Source organism: Arthrobacter bambusae, assembly GCF_030812595.1.
GTDB classification, from domain to species: Bacteria; Actinomycetota; Actinomycetes; order Actinomycetales; family Micrococcaceae; genus Arthrobacter; species Arthrobacter bambusae_B.
The window spans coordinates 45,633-64,228 of record NZ_JAUSSZ010000006.1; the positions used below are offsets into that span (position 1 = coordinate 45,633).

14 protein-coding genes are annotated in these 18,596 nt (G+C 63.9%); 2 read left to right on the forward strand and 12 right to left on the reverse strand.

Translation table 11 applies throughout. The annotated features are described in order from the left end of the window. Positions 1 to 8: 8 nt before the first annotated feature. Positions 9 to 1,244, reverse strand: a complete 1,236-nt coding sequence (gene coaE, locus J2S96_RS09785) for a dephospho-CoA kinase (RefSeq protein ID WP_306862426.1) — start codon at positions 1,242 to 1,244, stop codon at positions 9 to 11. 22 nt (positions 1,245 to 1,266) lie between these two features. On the opposite strand from coaE, the gene J2S96_RS09790 reads away from it, so the two are divergent. Then, entirely contained in the window at positions 1,267 to 1,956 is a 690-nt protein-coding gene (locus J2S96_RS09790; protein ID WP_306862429.1) for an IMPACT family protein, read from the forward strand. A 229-nt stretch (positions 1,957 to 2,185) separates the two neighbouring features. On the opposite strand, the gene J2S96_RS09795 is transcribed toward J2S96_RS09790, so the two are convergent. From J2S96_RS09795 to polA, 5 genes are all read right to left on the reverse strand, one after another. After that, entirely contained in the window at positions 2,186 to 2,326 is a 141-nt protein-coding gene (locus J2S96_RS09795; protein WP_306862432.1) for a hypothetical protein, read from the reverse strand. A 554-nt stretch (positions 2,327 to 2,880) separates the two neighbouring features. Continuing rightward, a complete protein-coding gene (rpsA, locus tag J2S96_RS09800; protein ID WP_306862435.1) occupies positions 2,881 to 4,356 on the reverse strand; it encodes a 30S ribosomal protein S1 in 1,476 nt (491 codons plus the stop codon). A 167-nt stretch (positions 4,357 to 4,523) separates the two neighbouring features. Continuing rightward, the gene (locus J2S96_RS09805; RefSeq protein WP_306862438.1) at positions 4,524 to 5,456 is read right to left on the reverse strand and encodes a polysaccharide deacetylase family protein; all 933 of its coding nucleotides are present in this window, start codon (positions 5,454 to 5,456) and stop codon (positions 4,524 to 4,526) included. 41 nt (positions 5,457 to 5,497) lie between these two features. Next, complete coding sequence (locus tag J2S96_RS09810) at positions 5,498 to 6,802, reverse strand: GNAT family N-acetyltransferase (RefSeq protein WP_306862441.1); 1,305 nt, start codon at positions 6,800 to 6,802, stop codon at positions 5,498 to 5,500. Between the two features lie 107 nt (positions 6,803 to 6,909). Then, positions 6,910 to 9,549 carry a DNA polymerase I gene (gene polA, locus J2S96_RS09815; protein ID WP_306862805.1) on the reverse strand — a complete coding sequence of 880 codons (2,640 nt, stop codon included), beginning with the start codon at positions 9,547 to 9,549 and terminating at the stop codon, positions 6,910 to 6,912. A 172-nt stretch (positions 9,550 to 9,721) separates the two neighbouring features. Between polA and J2S96_RS09820 the strand changes: the two genes are divergently transcribed. After that, complete coding sequence (locus tag J2S96_RS09820; RefSeq protein WP_306862444.1) at positions 9,722 to 10,189, forward strand: hotdog fold thioesterase; 468 nt, start codon at positions 9,722 to 9,724, stop codon at positions 10,187 to 10,189. Here J2S96_RS09820 and J2S96_RS09825 read toward each other — a convergent pair. From J2S96_RS09825 to J2S96_RS09850, 6 genes are all read right to left on the reverse strand, one after another. Further along, positions 10,142 to 10,738 (reverse strand): dihydrofolate reductase family protein, encoded by a 597-nt coding sequence (locus J2S96_RS09825; RefSeq protein WP_306862446.1) that lies wholly within the window; start codon positions 10,736 to 10,738, stop codon positions 10,142 to 10,144. The two genes, J2S96_RS09820 and J2S96_RS09825, sit on opposite strands and share 48 nt — an antisense overlap. 36 nt (positions 10,739 to 10,774) lie before the next feature. Beyond that, positions 10,775 to 10,996, reverse strand: coding sequence for a hypothetical protein (locus tag J2S96_RS09830; RefSeq protein ID WP_306862450.1), 222 nt, complete (start codon positions 10,994 to 10,996; stop codon positions 10,775 to 10,777). Next, the gene (locus J2S96_RS09835) at positions 10,993 to 12,207 is read right to left on the reverse strand and encodes an inorganic phosphate transporter (protein WP_306862453.1); all 1,215 of its coding nucleotides are present in this window, start codon (positions 12,205 to 12,207) and stop codon (positions 10,993 to 10,995) included. Before J2S96_RS09835 ends, J2S96_RS09830 begins: the two co-directional genes overlap by 4 nt. A gap of 168 nt (positions 12,208 to 12,375) precedes the next feature. After that, positions 12,376 to 12,873: an HAD domain-containing protein gene (locus J2S96_RS09840; protein ID WP_306862455.1), complete on the reverse strand. Its 498-nt coding sequence runs from the start codon at positions 12,871 to 12,873 to the stop codon at positions 12,376 to 12,378. 52 nt (positions 12,874 to 12,925) lie between these two features. Then, a complete protein-coding gene (locus J2S96_RS09845) occupies positions 12,926 to 17,050 on the reverse strand; it encodes a Pls/PosA family non-ribosomal peptide synthetase (RefSeq protein WP_306862457.1) in 4,125 nt (1,374 codons plus the stop codon). Positions 17,051 to 17,077: 27 nt separating this feature from the next. Then, positions 17,078 to 18,544: a diaminobutyrate--2-oxoglutarate transaminase family protein gene (locus J2S96_RS09850; protein WP_306862461.1), complete on the reverse strand. Its 1,467-nt coding sequence runs from the start codon at positions 18,542 to 18,544 to the stop codon at positions 17,078 to 17,080. Positions 18,545 to 18,596 lie beyond the last annotated feature (52 nt).

The window sequence follows — 18,596 nt, forward strand, 5'->3', positions numbered from 1 at the left end:
GCGGACAGCTACTGTCCGCTTTTCGAGCCTTGCGCCACAGAGTACGACGGCGGTTGCCACCCGCTGCTTCTGGCCCACGCATCCATGAGTGGCCACGCGACCTCGGTGAACCACGGCTCCTTGGCTTCGGCATACCCCAAAGTCCGGCCGTCGCCCGCGTGTTGCTCGGCAAGCTCCTGTTTGAGGGCCGCATACATTGCCCGCGCGTCGGCGTCGGCGCGGAGCCAATCCCGGAACAACAGTGCATAACGCCAGCCCGGACTCCCCAGTACCCGGACATGGACGTTGGCGGGCCGGCCGGGGTCTGCGTTGCAATGGAAGCGCTTTTGCCATGCCGACGGGTCAAGGTCCGGCGGCTTGGGAGTGTCGCGGACAGAGGCGTCCCGCAACGGGAAACCGGCCTCACCCAGGGCCCCTGCTATCCGGTCTGCGGCCTCCAGCGAGGACACGTTGACCTGCAAGTCGATGATGTCCTTGGCCGGAAGGCCGGGTACCGAGGTCGAACCGATATGGTCGGCTCCCAATACCTCCGGAGATGCGCGACGAATCCGGGCAAGTAGCCGCCCGGCTCGGGCCGGCCAGTCGGGATTTGGCGGGCACAATACTGGGCCGCCGGATCTTCTTGCCGGGCGCCCCGCCGCGAGATTGCGGGCAAACGGCGCCAGGCGCTCTTCCCACAGGGTTTCCACGAACTGCGTAAGATCCTCAACGCTTCCGGAGTTCTCCAACACTATGTCGGCCGCAGCCAACCTTTCATCCCTGCCGGCCTGGGCAGCCATGCGGGACACGGCGTCCTCGACTGTCATCCCGCGGATCTCCGTCATGCGCCGGATCCGTTCTTCGTCCGGGGCATCCACCACCAGCACCAAGTGGAAATTGCTGCCCTGGCCGGTTTCCACGAGGAGCGGGATGTCCTGGACCACAATGTCGCCCGGTTTCGCGGTGGCGAGCATTGCGGCAGCCTTCTCCCTGACGCGCGGATGGATGATCGCGTTGAGCGCTTCCCGGCGATCCGGCTCGGCGAACACAATCGCGCCGAGGCGTGCCCGGTCGAGGCGCCCATCGGCGTCGACGATGTCTTCACCAAACTCGGCCATGACGCCCGCCAAACCCGGCGTGCCCGGCTCCACAACCTCACGGGCCAGCGCATCGGCGTCGATCAAGACAGCACCCAGCTCCCTCAGCCGGGCGGACACGAGTGATTTGCCGGAGGCGATCCCGCCGGTAAGTCCAATCTTCAGCACCCCTCCACACTAGACTGGGTCGGTGGCAGAACAGGACGAAAGCCGGGCGACCGCGTACACAACGTTGGTGCTTGGAGACGATTTCCGCCACGAACTCGAGATCAAGCGCTCGCGCTTCATCACTGTGCTGCGCCGCGCCTCCGACGAGGATGCCGCCCGCGCCCTGGTTTCTGAACTCCGCAAGGAATTCCACGACGCCCGGCACCATTGCTCGGCATTCGTCCTCGGCCCGGACCGGAGCATCCAGCGATCCAACGACGACGGCGAGCCCTCCGGAACTGCAGGGACCCCCATGCTTGAGGCGCTCATCAGACGCGAGACACAGCCCGGGATGACCGACCTCAGCGACGTGAGTGCCGTCGTCGTGCGCTATTTCGGCGGGATCCTCCTCGGTGCCGGCGGACTGGTCCGTGCGTACTCCGAGTCAGTCTCGTCGGCGCTGGATGCCGCTCCCCTGGTTCAGCGGCGCCGCTTGCGGATTTGTGAGATCGCCGTGGCCCACCACACGGCCGGAAGGCTGGAAAACGAGTTGCGCTCCGCAGGCTACGTGATGGGCGGGACAAGCTACGAACCCGCTGAAACCATCCTGCGCCTGGCCTTGTCCGATGACCCGGCAGCAATCGACGACGCCGTCGAGCGCCTCGCGGCCATCACCGCCGGTGCCGCGGTACTCCAACTGCGGGGAACGGAGTGGGTGGACCTCCCGGACTGAGCTTCCCACAGGGACATGCCCTCCCCTGACCCCGAGCAGTGGACATAGTGGGCATATGCCCGGTCCATGTTGCCGACGAGGGGCATGTCCGTGGGTGAAAGTCGGATCGCGCCGTGCGGGGTGGAGAATCCATGCTTGGATTAGCCTTGGACCGGCAAACGGCCTATTTCCGATTGTGGTCATTCGGCGATGCAGTCATTCCGTCTGAGCCAGGCGGGAGCGGCCTGGATCATGCCCTTCGGAACAGCTTGATGACGTAGACCGTGATGATGGCCAGGGCTGCCAGCAAGAGGAAAGCCAGCGGAGCAAAAGAAAGTACTGCCTCAGGAAAAGTAGGAACCAAGGGGTTCATAAGCCTGATCACACCCATCCGCACGAGACTACTCCGGGGCCGTCGGTTACCAATCGGAGATTAGCGGATCCTGAATAGCGGGTGGGACATATCCGATAGATCGTTATCAGTTATTTACCGCTAGCACGCTGGTAAACAACGCGGGGTCACTTACGGCCCATCCGAAGCACCGGAACGGGCCGTAAGTGACCCCGCGTTTGGACCGGGGACCTCGGAACCCCACTGGGGGGGAACGGAGTGGGTGGATCCCGGGCTGAGCTTCCAACAGGGACATGCCCTCCCCTGATCTCCAGCACTGGACATAGTGGGCATATGTCCAGTCGTCAAAGCGAACGAGGGGCATGTTCCCCGCTGACCCACGCGAACGCCTAAGGCACATGCTCTCCTCTGACCACCACCGCTGGACATATGACTGCTATGTCCAGTCCTTGCTACGAATGAGGGGCATGTCCCGTGGAAACAGGGCGGCAGGGCAGCCGGGAAACAGGTTAAGCAAAAAGCAGCCCCCGCGATTCGTGAATGAATCGCAGGGGCTGCTTCAATGAGGCCTGGGAAACCCGGGCCAGTGGCAATTAGTTGCCGGTCAGCTTCTCGCGCAGAGCTGCGAGGGCCTCGTCGGATGCCAGGGTGCCCGCGTTGGACTCGGTGGCAGCCGGCTCGGAGGAGTAGCTGGTGGCACCGGAGTCGCTCTCGCCGGAAGCGGCAGCAGCGGCGTCGTCAGCAGCGTGCTGGGAAACCTGCTTCTTGTGAGCTTCCCAACGTGCCTGGGCGTCAGCGTACTGCTGCTCCCAAGCGGCGCGCTGCGTCTCGTAGCCCTCGAGCCATTCGTTCGACTCGGGGTCGAAGCCCTCGGGGTACTTGTAGTTGCCCTCTTCGTCGTACTCAGCGGCCATGCCGTACAGAGCCGGGTCGAACTCGGTGCTGTCAGCGTCAACGCCCTCGTTAGCCTGCTTGAGGGAGAGGGAGATGCGGCGGCGCTCGAGGTCGATGTCGATGACCTTGACGAAGAGCTCGTCGCCAACGGAGACGACCTGCTCAGCAAGCTCAACGTGGCGGACAGCCAGCTCGGAGATGTGAACGAGGCCTTCGATGCCGTCTTCGACGCGAACGAACGCACCGAACGGAACCAGCTTGGTGACCTTACCCGGAACAACCTGGCCGAGGGCGTGGGTGCGGGCGAAGGTCTGCCACGGGTCTTCCTGCGTGGCCTTGAGGGACAGGGACACGCGCTCGCGGTCCAGATCCACTTCGAGAACCTCGACGGTGACTTCCTGGCCAACCTCGACAACCTCGGACGGGTGGTCGATGTGCTTCCAGGACAGCTCGGAAACGTGAACCAGACCGTCTACGCCGCCCAGGTCCACGAATGCACCGAAGTTGACGATGGAGGAAACGACGCCGGGACGAACCTGGCCCTTTTCCAGCTTGTTGAGGAACGTGGAGCGAACCTCGGACTGGGTCTGCTCGAGCCATGCACGGCGGGAAAGAACAACGTTGTTGCGGTTCTTGTCCAGCTCGATGATCTTGGCTTCGATCTGCTGACCGATGTACGGAGCGAGGTCGCGGACGCGGCGCATCTCGACGAGGGATGCGGGCAGGAAGCCGCGCAGACCGATGTCGAGGATAAGGCCACCCTTGACAACCTCGATGACGGTACCGGTGACAACACCGTCTTCTTCCTTGACCTTTTCGATGTCGCCCCAGGCACGCTCGTACTGAGCACGCTTCTTGGACAGAATCAGTCGGCCTTCTTTGTCTTCCTTGGTGAGCACCAGGGCTTCGACCTGATCGCCAACGGAGACGACGTCCCCGGGGTCAACGTCGTGCTTGATGGAAAGCTCGCGGGAAGGGATGACACCTTCGGTCTTGTAACCGATGTCGAGCAGGACTTCGTCGCGGTCAACCTTGACGACGATACCTTCGACGAGGTCTCCGTCGTTGAAGTACTTGATGGTGGCGTCGACAGCTGCGAGGAAGTCCTCAGCGGTACCGATGTCGTTGATCGCGACTACGGGGGTACCGGGCTTCTCGGTGGAGGTGATGGTCATGTAGTAGGGGCTCCGTTGTGGATAGAGTATCGGTCAGGCAAACCGCCCGCTTTCCGTTGCCGGTCCGCAGGACACGGCAAAACGCCGGGTCATCCTGAATTGTGGATTGTAAATTTGCGCGCACGTAGTATGCGCCCGTTCATTCTAGTCGCTCGCCTCAAGGAGGGTCAAAGCGGCAGCGTGTCACCGAGGCGCGCGAACGTCACTCCACGATCCAGCAGGCCCGGGAGGGCGCGTGCGTATCCCTCCGCGGTGCCGCTGCCCGGCTGGTTGAAGTGCGAAATCACAATCTGCCCCGCACCCCGGCCGGCCGCGATTTTGCCGACTTCCCCCGCGACCGTCGGGGCCGGGAAGGTTGCTCCCCCGTCGCCATTCAGCGTGAAGCTCACCGGGACCAATCCGAGGGCATTGGTGATGGCCGCCGCGACGTCGTCGTAATAGGCGGTTCCGGCCCTGAAGAACCGCGGGGATTTGCCACAGAGCCGCTCCATGGCCTCCTGGTTGCGCATGATCTCGTCATAGACCTCGCCCGCGTTGGCCGTGCCCGGGATGCCATACGCTGAACGCCCGTTGACGGAGAGCGGCTGGTGCTGGAAGCCGTGGTTTCCGAGTTCGAACAAAGGATCAGCCGCGAGATCGGCCGCCAGGCCGGGGTTGGCTTTGATCCAGCGGCCGTTGACGAACAACGTGGCGGGGACGTTGAGCTTGCGCAAGGTCTTGAGCAAGCGTTGATCGCAGTCCGAGCCGTGCGGGCCACCGCAGGCATCAAAGGTCAGGACGGCGTGCGGCGACGCCGTCTTCGAAACGACCCCAGTGACGTCAAGCCCCCATGAGACGGGCTTGCGAGCGGAGAATTCGGCCACAACCTGCGACTTCGACGGCGGCGCCGGCCGCGTTTCGGGTACGACCGGAAGCTGGCTGGCTGCCTCCATGACCGGCGTCGAACCCGGTGCGGGGCGAGCCGCGGGCGAGCTTGCCGGTTGTTCGGCGCATGCGGCCAAGCCGGCCACCGCGAACCCGGCGGCAATGGCCAGCAATGACCGCCGACCGGGCAGCCCTTTTTGGCCGGAGGAATGGCCCCCCGGCTGGAATTCCGTCATGGAATCCTTCTTCTGTTCGAGATCCTGCGTGTGGGTTTTGCCTAGAAGTGCGTCAGGCAGTGGGCGGGACGTTCGACGGCGAACATGTGCTGGGCAGCCAATGCTGCTCCGGGCGAGTGCTCGCGGATCCGGCCTGCCGAAGCCAAGATTACAGGACTGACGGCACCCAAATAGACCGACCCGAGGTCCGTGACATCCATGCTCAAGTCCGGGTTCCCGCCAGGCACCTCAGTGACGGTGACGAGGCCGCCGTCGGACGCCAATTCCCAAGTACCGTCCGCAAAACCGAGCGCATCATGGACCTGCAAGACCAAGCGTCCATCTGCGCCGTAGCGCCGGGCCGACAACGCTGCCGGGACGTCCAGGACGCGCAGCCACAACATGTCGCGGTAGTCCGATGCCGTGACGCAACGCCCGTCCACGAGTGCCCACGCAAGGGGATCTTCAACGGGGGCGTCGGCCCAGGACACCTGGTCGACGAGGTCGATGCTGCCCAGGAACTGCCACAGTTCCAGGTAGGCCTCGTCCGTCGAGGCGACAAGGTCAACGACCTCCACCGTGTATGGCTTCGTGTCCCAGCCGGCGAACTTGTAGGAAACGTAGCCGTCGATGGTGGCATTCGGTCCATAGTGGAGCGCGCATTTGATGGCCTTGTCCTCAGCGCCCTCGCGGTTCATCGCACCGGACACCTGGTGGCGGTAGGCGTCCTGCCTCACGATGGACCCCGGCGTGCGGTGGTGAACGCGTTCGAAAACCTCGGGCGCGAGTTCGAGGAGCACTCTTGGATCTGCGATCTCCACCCGGCCAACGGGTTCGTGACGGATGCGGAATTTCGGACCGGTGTCTACTTTGATGCTTCGCTCAAAGGTTGCGACCCCGAATCCGAAGCGGCCGTAGATCGAAGCCTCGGATGCGGTCAGGGCGGCCATCGCGAAGCCATCGTCCTTGGCATCGGCGAGATCGGCCGTCATCATCCCTCGCAGGATGCCGTGGCGCCGATGCGTTCCGCGGACAGTGACAGCGGTGATCTGGCGCGTTGGCAGTTCCCGGCCGTAGCCGACATTCAGTTTGTTTTCCAGCGTTCCGAAGGTCGCCACCGGAAATCCCGGGTTGAGCGCGTGCAACGGAGGTTCATCATTGACGTAAACGCCCGTCAGCTCACGGTTGTCCGCTTGGTACATCGCGAGGATCTTGTCGATGAGCTCATCGCTTCGTTGCTCGTCGTGGAATCCAAAGCCAACGGCGCGGAGCCACTCGCGTGCTTGTCCGTAGTCCGGATCCTCCTTGCCGACCGAACGAAAGCGCTTGATGGTGTATTTTTCGGTTGTTTCCCTGGGATCAGCCACGTCCCGAGCCTAGCCAGACCGCACGGGCCACGCCACCATCACGGCGGCGTGGCCCGGATCGGACGAAGGCTCCGGCCCGGGAACGGCCAGGCGCGGGCCGTGGCGCGCTAGTGGCCCGCCTCGTACCAGCTTGATCCGACGCCGATCTGCACGTCGAGCGGGACCTTGAGGTCGGCGGCGCCACTCATCTGCGTAGCCACAAGCTTCTCCACGACCTCCCGTTCTCCGTGTGCGACTTCCAGCACCAATTCGTCGTGGACTTGGAGGAGCATGCGGGACTTGAGGCCCTGGCTTGCCAATTCCGCCGAGACACCGAGCATGGCCCGCTTGATGAGGTCGGCCGCGGATCCTTGGATGGGCGAGTTCAAGGCAATGCGTTCGGCGGCCTCGCGCGCCTGGCGGTTGGTGCTGGTCAGGTCCGGCAGATAGCGCCGGCGTCCTTCGATGGTGGCGGTGTAGCCGTCGATCCTGGCCTGGTCCACCACTCCGCGAAGGTAGTCGCGCACGGCACCGAAGCGGTCGAAGTAGTCCTTCATCAGCGTCCGTGCTTCGTCCACGGAGATCTCCAACTGCTTGGAGAGTCCGAACGAAGTCAAACCGTAGGCGAGGCCGTACGACATTGCCTTGACCTTGGAGCGCATCGCGCTGGTCACCTCTTCGGGCGCCACGTTGAAGATACGCGAACCCACGTAGCGGTGCAGGTCCTCACCTTCCTTGTAGGCCTGGATGAGGCCCGCATCGCCGGAGAGGTGGGCCATGATGCGCATTTCAATCTGCGAGTAGTCGGCCGAGAGCAGGCATTCAAACCCTTCGCTCACCACGAAGATGCCGCGCACCCGGCGCCCTTCCTCGCTGCGCACGGGGATGTTCTGCAAGTTCGGATTGTTGGACGAGATGCGTCCCGTAGCCGCGATGTTTTGGGCGTACGTGGTGTGGATACGCCCGTCCTCCGCAACCGACTTCTTGAGCGTCTCCACCATCTGGGCAAGCTTGGACGACTCCCTGTGGGCCATGAGCTGCACAAGGAACTCGTGGCCTGTCTTCTCCAGCAGGGCCTTCAAGGAGGCGGCGTCCGTGGTGTAGCCGGACTTGATCTTCTTGGTCTTGGGGAGGCCCAGCTCCTCGAAGAGGACGGTCTGAAGTTGTTTGGGCGAACCGAGGTTCACCTCGTGCCCGATGGCGGCGAACGCCTGCTCCTGGGCGTTGTCGATGACCTTGGCGAGGTCAGCCAGTTGTTCGTTCATCCGTTCGATGGAAACGCCGATGCCGGACATTTCCATGTGCGCCAGGACGCGGGCCACCGGAAGTTCCAACGTGGTCAGGAGCGCCTCTGCTTTGCGCCCGGCGAGCTCGCTTTCGAAGTGCTTGCTCAGCGCGTGCACGACGGCGGCATGCTGGACGAGCGCCGCAGCCGCCTGGTCCGGTGTGCCTCCGAGTTCGAATTCAAGTTGACCCGTCTGCGCAACAGGGGTGGCAACCGAGATCTTCAGGTGGTGCTGGGCGAGCTCGGCGAGTTCATAACTGCGGCGATCCGGCTGGATCAGGTAGCCCGAGATGGCAGTGTCATCGACCACGCCTTCAAGACCCAGTCCACGGTTGCGCAACGCCTTGAGGGCGTCCTTGAACTCGTGCATGACCTTGGCTTCTTCTGGATCCTGCAGCCAGTTGGCCAGCACGGACTCGGCCGCCGCGTCGAGGCCGGAAAGCTCGACGTAGCCGGCACTGTTGTTGCGCACGATGGCCAGGGCTGCGGCGTCGTCGCCGATCCTTCCCGGGACGAGCTGCACGGCAAGGGCGGAGCGCAGTCCGGCTCCGGCCGCGAAGAAAGCTTCCAGGCTCTCGGCATCCGTGAGGGTGGCGAATGCCGGGGCTTCGATGGTGTCCGGAGCCGTTCCGGCGGTGTCGTCGCCGTACAGGTCGAAGAGGCGCGTCCGCAGGGTCCGGAATTCAAGCTCGTCGAACAGTTCCTCCACGGCCTGCCGGTCCGGGCGCGGTTCGTGGAGGTCCTCAAGGGTGACGGGGAGGTCCAGGTCCCGCAGGAGCTGGTTCAACCGGCGGTTCCGCTTCACGTTCTCCAGGTTCTCCCTGAGCGCGCCGCCCACCTTCCCGCCGATGGCGTCAACGTTCTCCAGGATGCCCTCCAGCCCGCCGTAGAGGTTGATCCACTTGGCGGCGGTCTTGGGTCCCACACCTGGTACGCCCGGGAGGTTGTCCGCCGACTCACCCACCAGCGCGGCGAGGTCCGAGTAGTAGGAAGGAGCCACGAAGTACTTCTCCTCGATGGCGGCCGCATCAAGCTTCGGGATGTTGCTGACGCCTTGCTTGGGGTAGAGCACAAACACGTTGTCATTGATCAGCTGGAACGAGTCCCGGTCCCCCGATACGAGCAGGACCTCGTATCCGGCGGCGTCGCCCTGGGCGGCCAACGTGGCCAGGATGTCGTCGGCTTCATAGCCGGGGAGGGCGATGGTCCTGATGCCCCATGCTTCCATAACCCTGGCAATGAGGCCGATCTGGCCCTGGAACTCAGGCGGCGTCGCGTTCCGTCCGCCCTTGTACTCGCTGTACTCCGCCTTGCGGAACGTGGTGTCGTCCGAAACGTCGAATGCCACAGCCACGTGCGTGGGCTTTTGGTCCTTGATGAGGTTGATCAGCATGGACGTGAAGCCATGTACAGCGTTGGTGTGCTGCCCCCTTGCGGTGGAGAAGTTTTCCGCCGGGAGGGCGTAGAAGGCACGGAAGGCCATGGAGTGGCCGTCCAGGACCAACAACCGGGGCCGGCCCTCACCAGCTGTGCTTGGTGCAGCGGTTGCTGAGGGGGTGGGTGCCGTTGCGATGGCTGTTGTTGCTGCCCTTGGCACTGACGTTGGAACCGGGTCCGGTTTGGTTGTTTCGCTCACAGGTGCCAGCCTAGTTCCCATGATGGACAATTTCACGCCGGGCCCGTTCACTGACGAACTCAACGCCGCCGGGGTTCCGCCGGAGTTGCACGGCTGGCTTTCCCGCTACGGCGTGGGCACACTCGTGGCGAAAATGGGCATCACGTTCCTTGAACTGGGCGCCGAACGGGCTGTCGCGACCATGCCGGTGGAAGGCAACACCCAGGTTGCCGGCATCCTCCACGGCGGAGCCCACGTGGTGCTCGCCGAAACCCTGGGCTCCTTCGCAGCGGCCTTGCATGCGGGAGAGGGACGCCACGTGGTGGGAATCGAGGTGGGCGCAACCCACCATCGCTCGGTTGCGAGCGGCCTGGTCACCGGCACGTGCACGGCCATCCACCTGGGCGGTACGCTCGCCACCCATGAAATTGTCATGACCGATGAACACGGCCGGCGGTTATCAACGGCCCGGATTACCAACATGATCCGGGAGAACAGGACCCGCTGACCCGGCACGTGCGGGAAAGCGGTAGCGCAACTCGACTGCCGCGCCGCCGAGGGTGCGGGACGAGATCAACTCAAGCGGCGCCGTCGGGCTCTCCACGGGCAGCAAGCCCTTACCGGAACCCAACGCGACAGGAATCAGGCTGACGATCATCTCGTCGAGCAGGCCCGCCTTGGCGAACTGGGCAACCAGGTTTCCACCGCCAACCAGCCACACGTTCTTCTCGCCGGCATCGGCTTCCAGGTCCGGCACGAATTCCTCGACGTCGCCGCGGACGAACGTAACGTCCGCGCCGGGCGGTGCTGAATATTCGCGGTGGGTGAAGATCCAACAAGGAACACCCGGATAGGGCCATTTGCCTGGTTCGTGTTCCACGAGCCAACGAAAGGTCTGCCCGCCCATGACAATGCAGCCGATACCCGCCATGAAGTCTTCGTAGCTTTCAGTGACGCCCTCGGCCTCTTCGAACTGGAGCAGCCAGCCGAGATCGTCTTCTTTCGTGGCGATGAAGCCGTCGAGCGAGGATGCCACGTAGTACTGGAAGTCCGCCATGGCCCCACCCTACTCATTACGCAGCGGGGTGCCCAGCTACTTCGTGAAGTAAGGAACGATCAGGTAGATGCCGAAAAGCACGGCGATTCCGCAGGCCGCAAAGCACAGGTAGGCAAAGGACCGGACCATGGCGGGCGACTTCTGCCGGACGTCGCCCGCGATGGCCGTGAGACGGACGCCGAGCGAATACAGCACTACGAGGAGGACTGCCGCCACGAGTGTCGCACCGGCTACCTGCAGCAGATCCAACCATTTCATGCCTTGATGTCCTTACTCGTGCTCTTGCTCAGGCTTTTTCCCTTGGAGCCCTTCTTGCGAAAGCGGACGGCGGTGCCGGCTTCTTCGACTTCGACGGCGTTGTGGTGGCCCACGTGCGACTTCCTCGAGGAGATGAACATATAGGCGACGACGGCGGTGCCCACAACTGCTGCGATGACCACGCCGGCCGTGCCGGTGCCGATGAGGAACGCGGTCAAGGCGCCCACGATCGCAGCGGCAGGAAGGGTAAAGATCCAACCGGTAGCGATGCGCCCCACCGTTCCCCAACGCACCGAGGTGCCTTTGCGTCCGAGTCCCGAGCCAATGACCGACCCGGAGGCCACCTGCGTGGTGGACAGCGCGAAGCCGAGGTGGGAGGAAGCGAGAATGGCCGAAGCGGTGCTGGTTTCCGCAGAGAAGCCTTGGGCCGGCTTGACGTCTGTCAGCCCCGAGCCCATTGTCCGGATGATGCGCCAGCCGCCGGCGTAGGTGCCGATGGCGATGGCGAGTGCGCAGGCTCCGATGACCCAGAGCTGCGGTCCGCTGCCGGCCGGTTGGGTTCCCGCTGCGATCAGGACGAGGGTGATGATGCCCATGGTCTTTTGCGCGTCGTTGGTACCGTGGGCGAGTGCAACGAGGCTGGAAGTGAAGATCTGGCCGGTACGGAATCCGCCGCGCTTCTGGGTCAGCTTGTCGCCGGTTTCAGGATCGTGCCGGGAAGTCAGGGCATAGGCGAGCTTGGTGCACACATAGGCCACGACACCGGCGAGCAGCGGCGAGAAGATAGCCGGAAGAATGACCTTCTGGATAACAGTGTCGAAGTTGACCGCGCGGAAGCCGATGCCAACGATCGTCGCGCCGATAAGGCCGCCGAAAAGCGCGTGCGAAGAACTGGACGGCAGCCCTTTGAGCCACGTGAACATGTTCCACAGGACTGCGCCCATCAGCCCGGCGAAGATGATCTCGGGAGTGATGTGGATGCCGTCCGTACCTTCGCGGATAAGGCCCCCCGAGATGGTCTTCGCCACTTCGGTCGAGAGGAACGCACCAACCAGGTTGAGCACCGCGGCCAAGGCAACAGCCGTCTTTGGCTTGATGGCACCCGTGGCGATCGGAGTCGCCATCGCGTTCGCAGTGTCGTGGAACCCGTTGGTGAAGTCAAAAAATAAGGCCAGCGCTATAACAAGCGCGACCATGAAGGTGATTCCCACCTAGTGCCCAATCTGCAGAGTCGACGATGCGCAGTTCCACTTCCCCGGGGCCTGCCTGATGCAAGCAGTTCAGAGAGTGTTCATCTGACTGTACTCGCGGAATTCATGATGGCGGGCGTGGAACCTTAAAAATCCTACGTGCCATTGCCAGCATGGCCAAACATGGAATCATCCAAGGAATTGCCGAACAGCCGCGATATCGCTCCGTGACAGTCCCCGCCGCGGGTCCGGGGAGATCCACAGCACCCGGGGGCCAAGGAATTCGGCCCAGGACCGGGCCGCGGCCTCATGGTTCAGCTGATCGTCCATCCATACGATGCGGTCGGCTCCGGACTCGTGGACATCCTTCAGCAAAACGTCCAGCTTCCACCACTCGCCGGACTGCTCGCAACCATCGCTGCTCAAGACGGTCCAATGCTCGCCATGCAGGCCAATAGCCGGGCACAGGAACTGCGGCGCAAGCTGCTGCCAGGTGGTCAGCCAGACAAACCTCGCCGCGGGATGGGTGGCCAGCTCATTGAGCTCGTCCACCAGTTCAGAGGCGTAAACGACGTCCAGGATCCCGGCGTCGGCGATTCTCCATTCAGTGCCCCAATCGGTGCAGCCCACGGGACCGAAGGGGTTCACCACGCCGTCGACGTCCAGATAGAGCGACACGGTGGTCATGCAGCCCCCTCCCGGATGTGCCCCCAAGGCCAGCGTAAGCCACTCGCCGGCGTCAGGGCAGTCCGGGGACAGCTTGCCGGCTCAGCTCGCGCGCAGGGTTGCCGCCGAAGACACTGTGCGCGGGGACGTCCTCCCCCTTCATCAGGAACGAATCGGCTTCGAGCACGGATCCTTCATTCATTGTGGTGCCGTAATGGACGAATGCACTTACGCCCAGTGTGCAGCCGGCGCCGATGTTGACGGCATCGAGCTTGAAGGTGCCGTCTTCCATGGAGTGGCATTGCGCGACGGCGTAAGCGTTGAGGGTGCAGTAGTCCCCAATGGTGACGAGGGTCTTTTCCGGCAGCCCGCAACCGTCGTCGAAGACCTTCTTGCCCATCCGGGCCCCCAGGATTCGCCAAATCACGGCTTTGAACGGCGTACCGTTGAACATTTGGACAATGCCCCCCGCTCCGAGTTTCCAGTAGCGCTCATGCCGCCAGAAGGGCACTTCGTAAATGGAACAAAAGGTCGGCGAAAGCCTCCTGAATCCGAGGGACGCCCACTCGACGAGGATCATCACGACGCCGGTGGTGATGACCATGGTTCCGACCGCGGCCAAGGCGGCGAGCGCTCCCAGGGAGGGCAGGAAAGCCTGCGATGCCCAGGCGGTGAGGAGAATCACATACAGCTCGGCCCAGCGGGCCAGCAGGTAGTAGATCACCGTCACGGTGTTGTGCAGGTTCTTTGCCGGGATCCGGCGCGCCCGTTCCTCAGGGGTCCTGAACCGGTCAAAGGTGCTGTCACGGTCCACAGTGCGCGGTATCTCAAAGGGTGGTGAGCCCAGGAGTCCCACCCCTTCGCGGAGCGGACCCTCCAAAGGCACCATCGTCTTGGTCCCCAGCAGGCAGTTATCCCCGATCCTGGCTCCGGCGGGGTAGGCGATGTTGTTCCCGAAGAAGCTCCTGGCCCCTATGACGGCAGGAGAGAGGCGGAATGCGGTGTTCGAGTAGTCGGCGTGGATGATCGACAGGCCATCCGAGACCATGGTGCCGCTGCCGACTGTGGTCAGGGTGGGGCTGTCATGCTTGAGCCCCACGCCGAAATTGGATCCGGTCTGCACGAGGTCCGGCTGGTGGTAGCCGAGAACGTTCAGGTAGTAGACGATCAGGGAGCTATCTCCGGTGAGCTGGAGGAGCGCCTTGAGGTTGGTCAGGCGCTGGGCTGTCCGAAAGAGTCCGAACCGGAAGCTGTAGAGCGGGTAGTCCTTGCCCGGGGCCAGAAGCAACGCAAGCAGCCTGGGAAGAGTGGCGGCGAGGGCGAAAGCGGCCAGGATGCTGCCGAAAAGAAGGACGGCCGAGATCAGCAGGAGCGCTTGCCAGAAAAGCGGCCGCGCCGGGTTCGTTTCTCCTGCGGGGAGCGAGGCGAGTACGAGGTCGATGGCTCCAAGCCCGATGGAAGACACCAGGACCATGTGGACCAGCAGGCTCCAGAAACTGAAGCTGGCCCGGCGGGCCGGCCCCGAATTGGCTCGTCCTGCCCTGCGGTAACTGACGTCGGTGGGCTCGGCAGGCGAGCCGGCCCACGCTCCCCCAGGCGGAACAGCCTGGAAGCGATGCAGGCAGGAGCTGTGCCCCAGTTGGGAGTCGTCGCCCATGGCCGTGTCAATGTCCAGCGTCGACTGTTCGCCGATCAGGACATTGCTGCCCAAAGTGACCGGCCCCGTCTGGATCCGGCCTGCCTGGGCACGGTAGCAATTGAAGGTGGTGTCCCTCCGGATAACCGTTCCACCCCCTACGGTCAGCAGGTCGGTGCAGGCGGGAATCCTTGACGAAAGGATCGTGACGCGCGGGCCGATCCTCGCCCCCAGTGCCCTGAGGTAGAGGGGGAAGACCGGGGTCCCGACGAACAAACGGAGCGGGCTTGTGTTGACTAAGGTCTTGACGAACCAGAAGCGGACATACCGCAAGGACCAGATAGGGAACTCCGCCGGCTTCCACCGGCCGATGAGCGCCCATTTGAGCGCAATGGGCATGACTGCCAAAGCCAGGAACGATATGGTGCCGACGACGGCGGAGCGCGCCAACAGGACGCCTGGCTGCCGGGACCCGCCGATCCACTGCTCGCCGGTGAAGGGGATGAGCACGACCACGTAGGCATAGAGCAGGCTGGCCAATGCCTGCAGGAGCCCGCACAGAAGGTACTGGGGAGTGCCTACCCGCAGGTACGGTTCAGCCGTCGCGGTTTCCGTGCCTTCGGCCGCGGACAGCGCACTCGCCCTGTCGTGAGCGGCGTCCAGGGCGGCTGCCAGCGCGGCGATGGTCGGATGTGCATAGATTTCGCGCATCGAGACTGAGGGTGCGTTGGCTACCTTGCGGACGTTTGCGCAGAAATGTGCCATCAGCAGGGAGTTCGCCCCGAGGTCGTTGAAGAAATTGGCGGTGGTGGAAACTGACGCGAGCTGGAGGGCCGCAGCCAAAGCCGGGGCGAGGGTCCGTTCCGTCGGTGTCACCGGCATGGTGTCGGCCACGTCCGTACTCACGGCGCGTGGGCCGGCCGGGGGTGGAAGGCGGCTGCGGTCAACCTTTCCACTCACCATCATCGGCATGCTCCGGACCGGCTGGAAATACCCCGGCACCATGTAGGCGGGGAGCCGCTCGCGCAGCCAGGCACGGATGTCTCCACCGTCCTCTTCGAGTGCGTTCTGGCGCAGCGTGTAATAGGCGGCAAGTTCGGTGATACCCGGTTCGGGCTCCCAGGTCTTCACGACAGCCATCGCTATCCCGGGCCTCTGCAGGAGGACGCTTTCGATTTCGCTCAGCTCGATCCGATAACCCCGGACTTTCACCTGCGTATCGGTGCGGCCGTGGTACTCGATCTCGTCGTGTTCGTTGAACCGGCCAAGGTCACCGGTGCGATAAATGCGATGGGACGGGTTGTCCTCCAAGCCAAGGAAATCGGGAATGAATGCCCTTTCCGTTAGTTCCGGCCGGTTGATGTAGCCCCGGGCCAGCCCCACGCCCGCCAGGCCGATTTCGCCCAGCTCCCCGTGGGGCAAGGCGCGGTCCTGGACGGGATCCAGGATGACCGCCGAATAGCCGGGCAACGGTTTGCCCAGGGTCACGGGCTTGCCCGGCTCCGCAGTGCCCCACGTTGCTGTCACCGTCGCCTCGGTTGGGCCGTAGACATTCAGGAAACGCCGGCCCGGCCGATGCCAACGCTCCACAAGGTCCTCCGGGCAGGCTTCACCGGAGACGAGCAGGAACCGCAGCCCGGGGACGTCGTCGTCGAGCGTGGCGAGCAGGGTCGGCACGCAACAAAGGGCCGTGATGTTCCGGGCCTCGATGAACTCGGCAAGATCCGGACCGAGGAGGTTGTTCCCGGGCGGCCGGGGCACCAAGGTGGCCCCCACCATCCAAGGCACCCAGATCTCCTCCACCGAGAAATCGAAAGCCGTGGTCATGCCCTGGTAGACCCGGTCGAGGGGTTCGTAGCCGTACGTCTCGGCCGCAGTTCTCACGAAGTGGCAGATGCTGGCGTGCGCTATCGCGACTCCCTTCGGCCGTCCGGTGGATCCCGAGGTGTAGATGATGTAGGCCAGCCCGTCGGCAGGGGACTCCTCCCCCGCCCAGGCCAAGCGGGCAGGGTCGAATGCGGCAATGCGGCGGTCCTCCTTGTCCACACGGACCGCAAGCGCCGCAGTGCCGGGCGGCAGGCCGTCCGCGAGGCGGGAGGCAGTCAAGATCATGGTGACATCGGCGTCGGCCGCAATGTAGGCAATTCGCTCGGAAGGGAACGCCGGGTCGAGGGGCACGTAGACGGCATGGGCCTTGAGGACCCCCAGCATGCTGACATAGGTCCGCACCGGGTCATCGAACAGCAGTGCGATCCTGTCGCGCGGCCTTACCCCACGGGCTAAAAGGTAGCGGGCGAGCCGGTTGGCCCGGGCGTCCAGTTCCTGGTAGCTAAGCGACCCTTCCGCAGTCTCCACGGCGGGATGACTGCTGCGGCCTTCGGCTCGTTGGCGGTCGCACCGGTCTTCGAAGAGCTCCTCAAGCCTCTCGCCGGGACTCCACCGGATGGATTTCCCGGGGGCCTTGCCGAGGAGGACCGGAGCGCCGTCCCTGAGGTGGATCATAGCTCCCGGCCCGGCAGCCGCTTCCCCGGGCGGCCGGCCTTGGTGAATGTGCCTTTCCATCTGCCCCTCCTGGTCCTGGGTCCGGCGCTAGCGGGGCGCCCTCGCGGTCCTGCCTTGGGTGACGGTGCCCTGCTCCGCCCTGATGCTGTGTTCGGCGATGGCGCTGTGTTCGGCAATTGCAGTTTGTTCGGCAATGGCAGTTTGTTCGGCGATGGCAGCCAGAAGGAGTCCGCAAGCGGCATCGACGATTTCTTCCGTGATGTTCAGCGGAGGCAGGAGCCTGACCACGCAGTCATCCCGGCCGCCGCATTCGAGTATCAGGCCCCGTTCCAAGGCATTACGCTGCACTGCGCGGGCCAGGCCGCCGGCAGGACGGCCTGTCTCCGGATCGGCGAGCTCGATTCCCCACATCAGCCCACGGCCCCGAACCTCGCGCACCCACCGGTTGCCTGCCAACGGCTCGAGAAGCCGGGCGATCTGCGCACCGCGGCTGCGGACGTTGCCAAGAACGTCGTCACGCCGGATGATCCCCACGGCTGCAGTCCCCGCGGCGAAGGCTAGCTGGTTTCCGCGGAATGTCCCGGTGTGGGCGCCGGGAAGCCACCGGTCGAGGTCTTTGTTATAGATGATCAGCGCAACGGGGAGACCTATTCCGCTGAGGGCCTTGGATGCAACGATGACATCGGGCTCGATTCCGTACTGTTCGAACGCGAACCAGGTTCCGGTGCGTCCGCACCCGGTCTGGATCTCATCGATGATCAAGGGGATTCCCAGCTCACGGGTTACCCTGCGCACGGTTCGCGCGAATTCCGCGGTAGCCGGCACGACTCCCCCTTCACCTTGGACCATTTCCATGATGACGGCCGCGGGAAGAGGTATGCCGCCGAGCGGGTCTTTGAGGGAATGTTCGAAGTACTGCACACAGTTGGTCGAGCAGGTCTCCGGGTCCAGGCCCACGGGACACTGTGCACAGTAGGAATAAGGGAAGAAGTGCACTCCGGGGATCCCGTTCGCCACCGGTTGCTTCTGTCCAACCAATCCGGTGAGCGCCATCCCGACAGCACTGCTGCCGTGGAATCCACCTTGGAAGCACACGATGTCCCCGCGCCCGGTGGCCGTCTTGCACAATTTGATGGCGGCGTCCACAGCATTCGCACCGGTCGGTCCGCAGAAGTGGATCTTCATCCGCTCCGCGAGTCCCCAGGGAAGCATGGACAGCTGCGCCCTGATGAAGGCATCCTTTGCCGGCGTCGGGAAATCAAGCCCGTGGCTCAGGTTCCGCACTTGTCCGGTCACGACCTCAACCAGTTCCGGATGACTGTGCCCGAGGGACAGAACCCCGGCACCAGCCAGGAAATCAATGAATACATTGTCATCGACGTCCCGCACGAAGGCTCCGGAGCCCTCGGCGATCGCGATGGGAAGATGCCGCGGATAGGTGCGTGCATTTGATTCGTTGGCTTCCTGGCGAGCCAACAATTCGGCTGATAAGGGTCCGGGGAGGGGCCCGGTTACGTGTGCCGTCAAGGTCTCCTGCTGGGGGTGTGTGTACATGGCGATCGGGTCCTTATCCCGTGGATCCGCGGTGGCGGATCAAATGACTGAG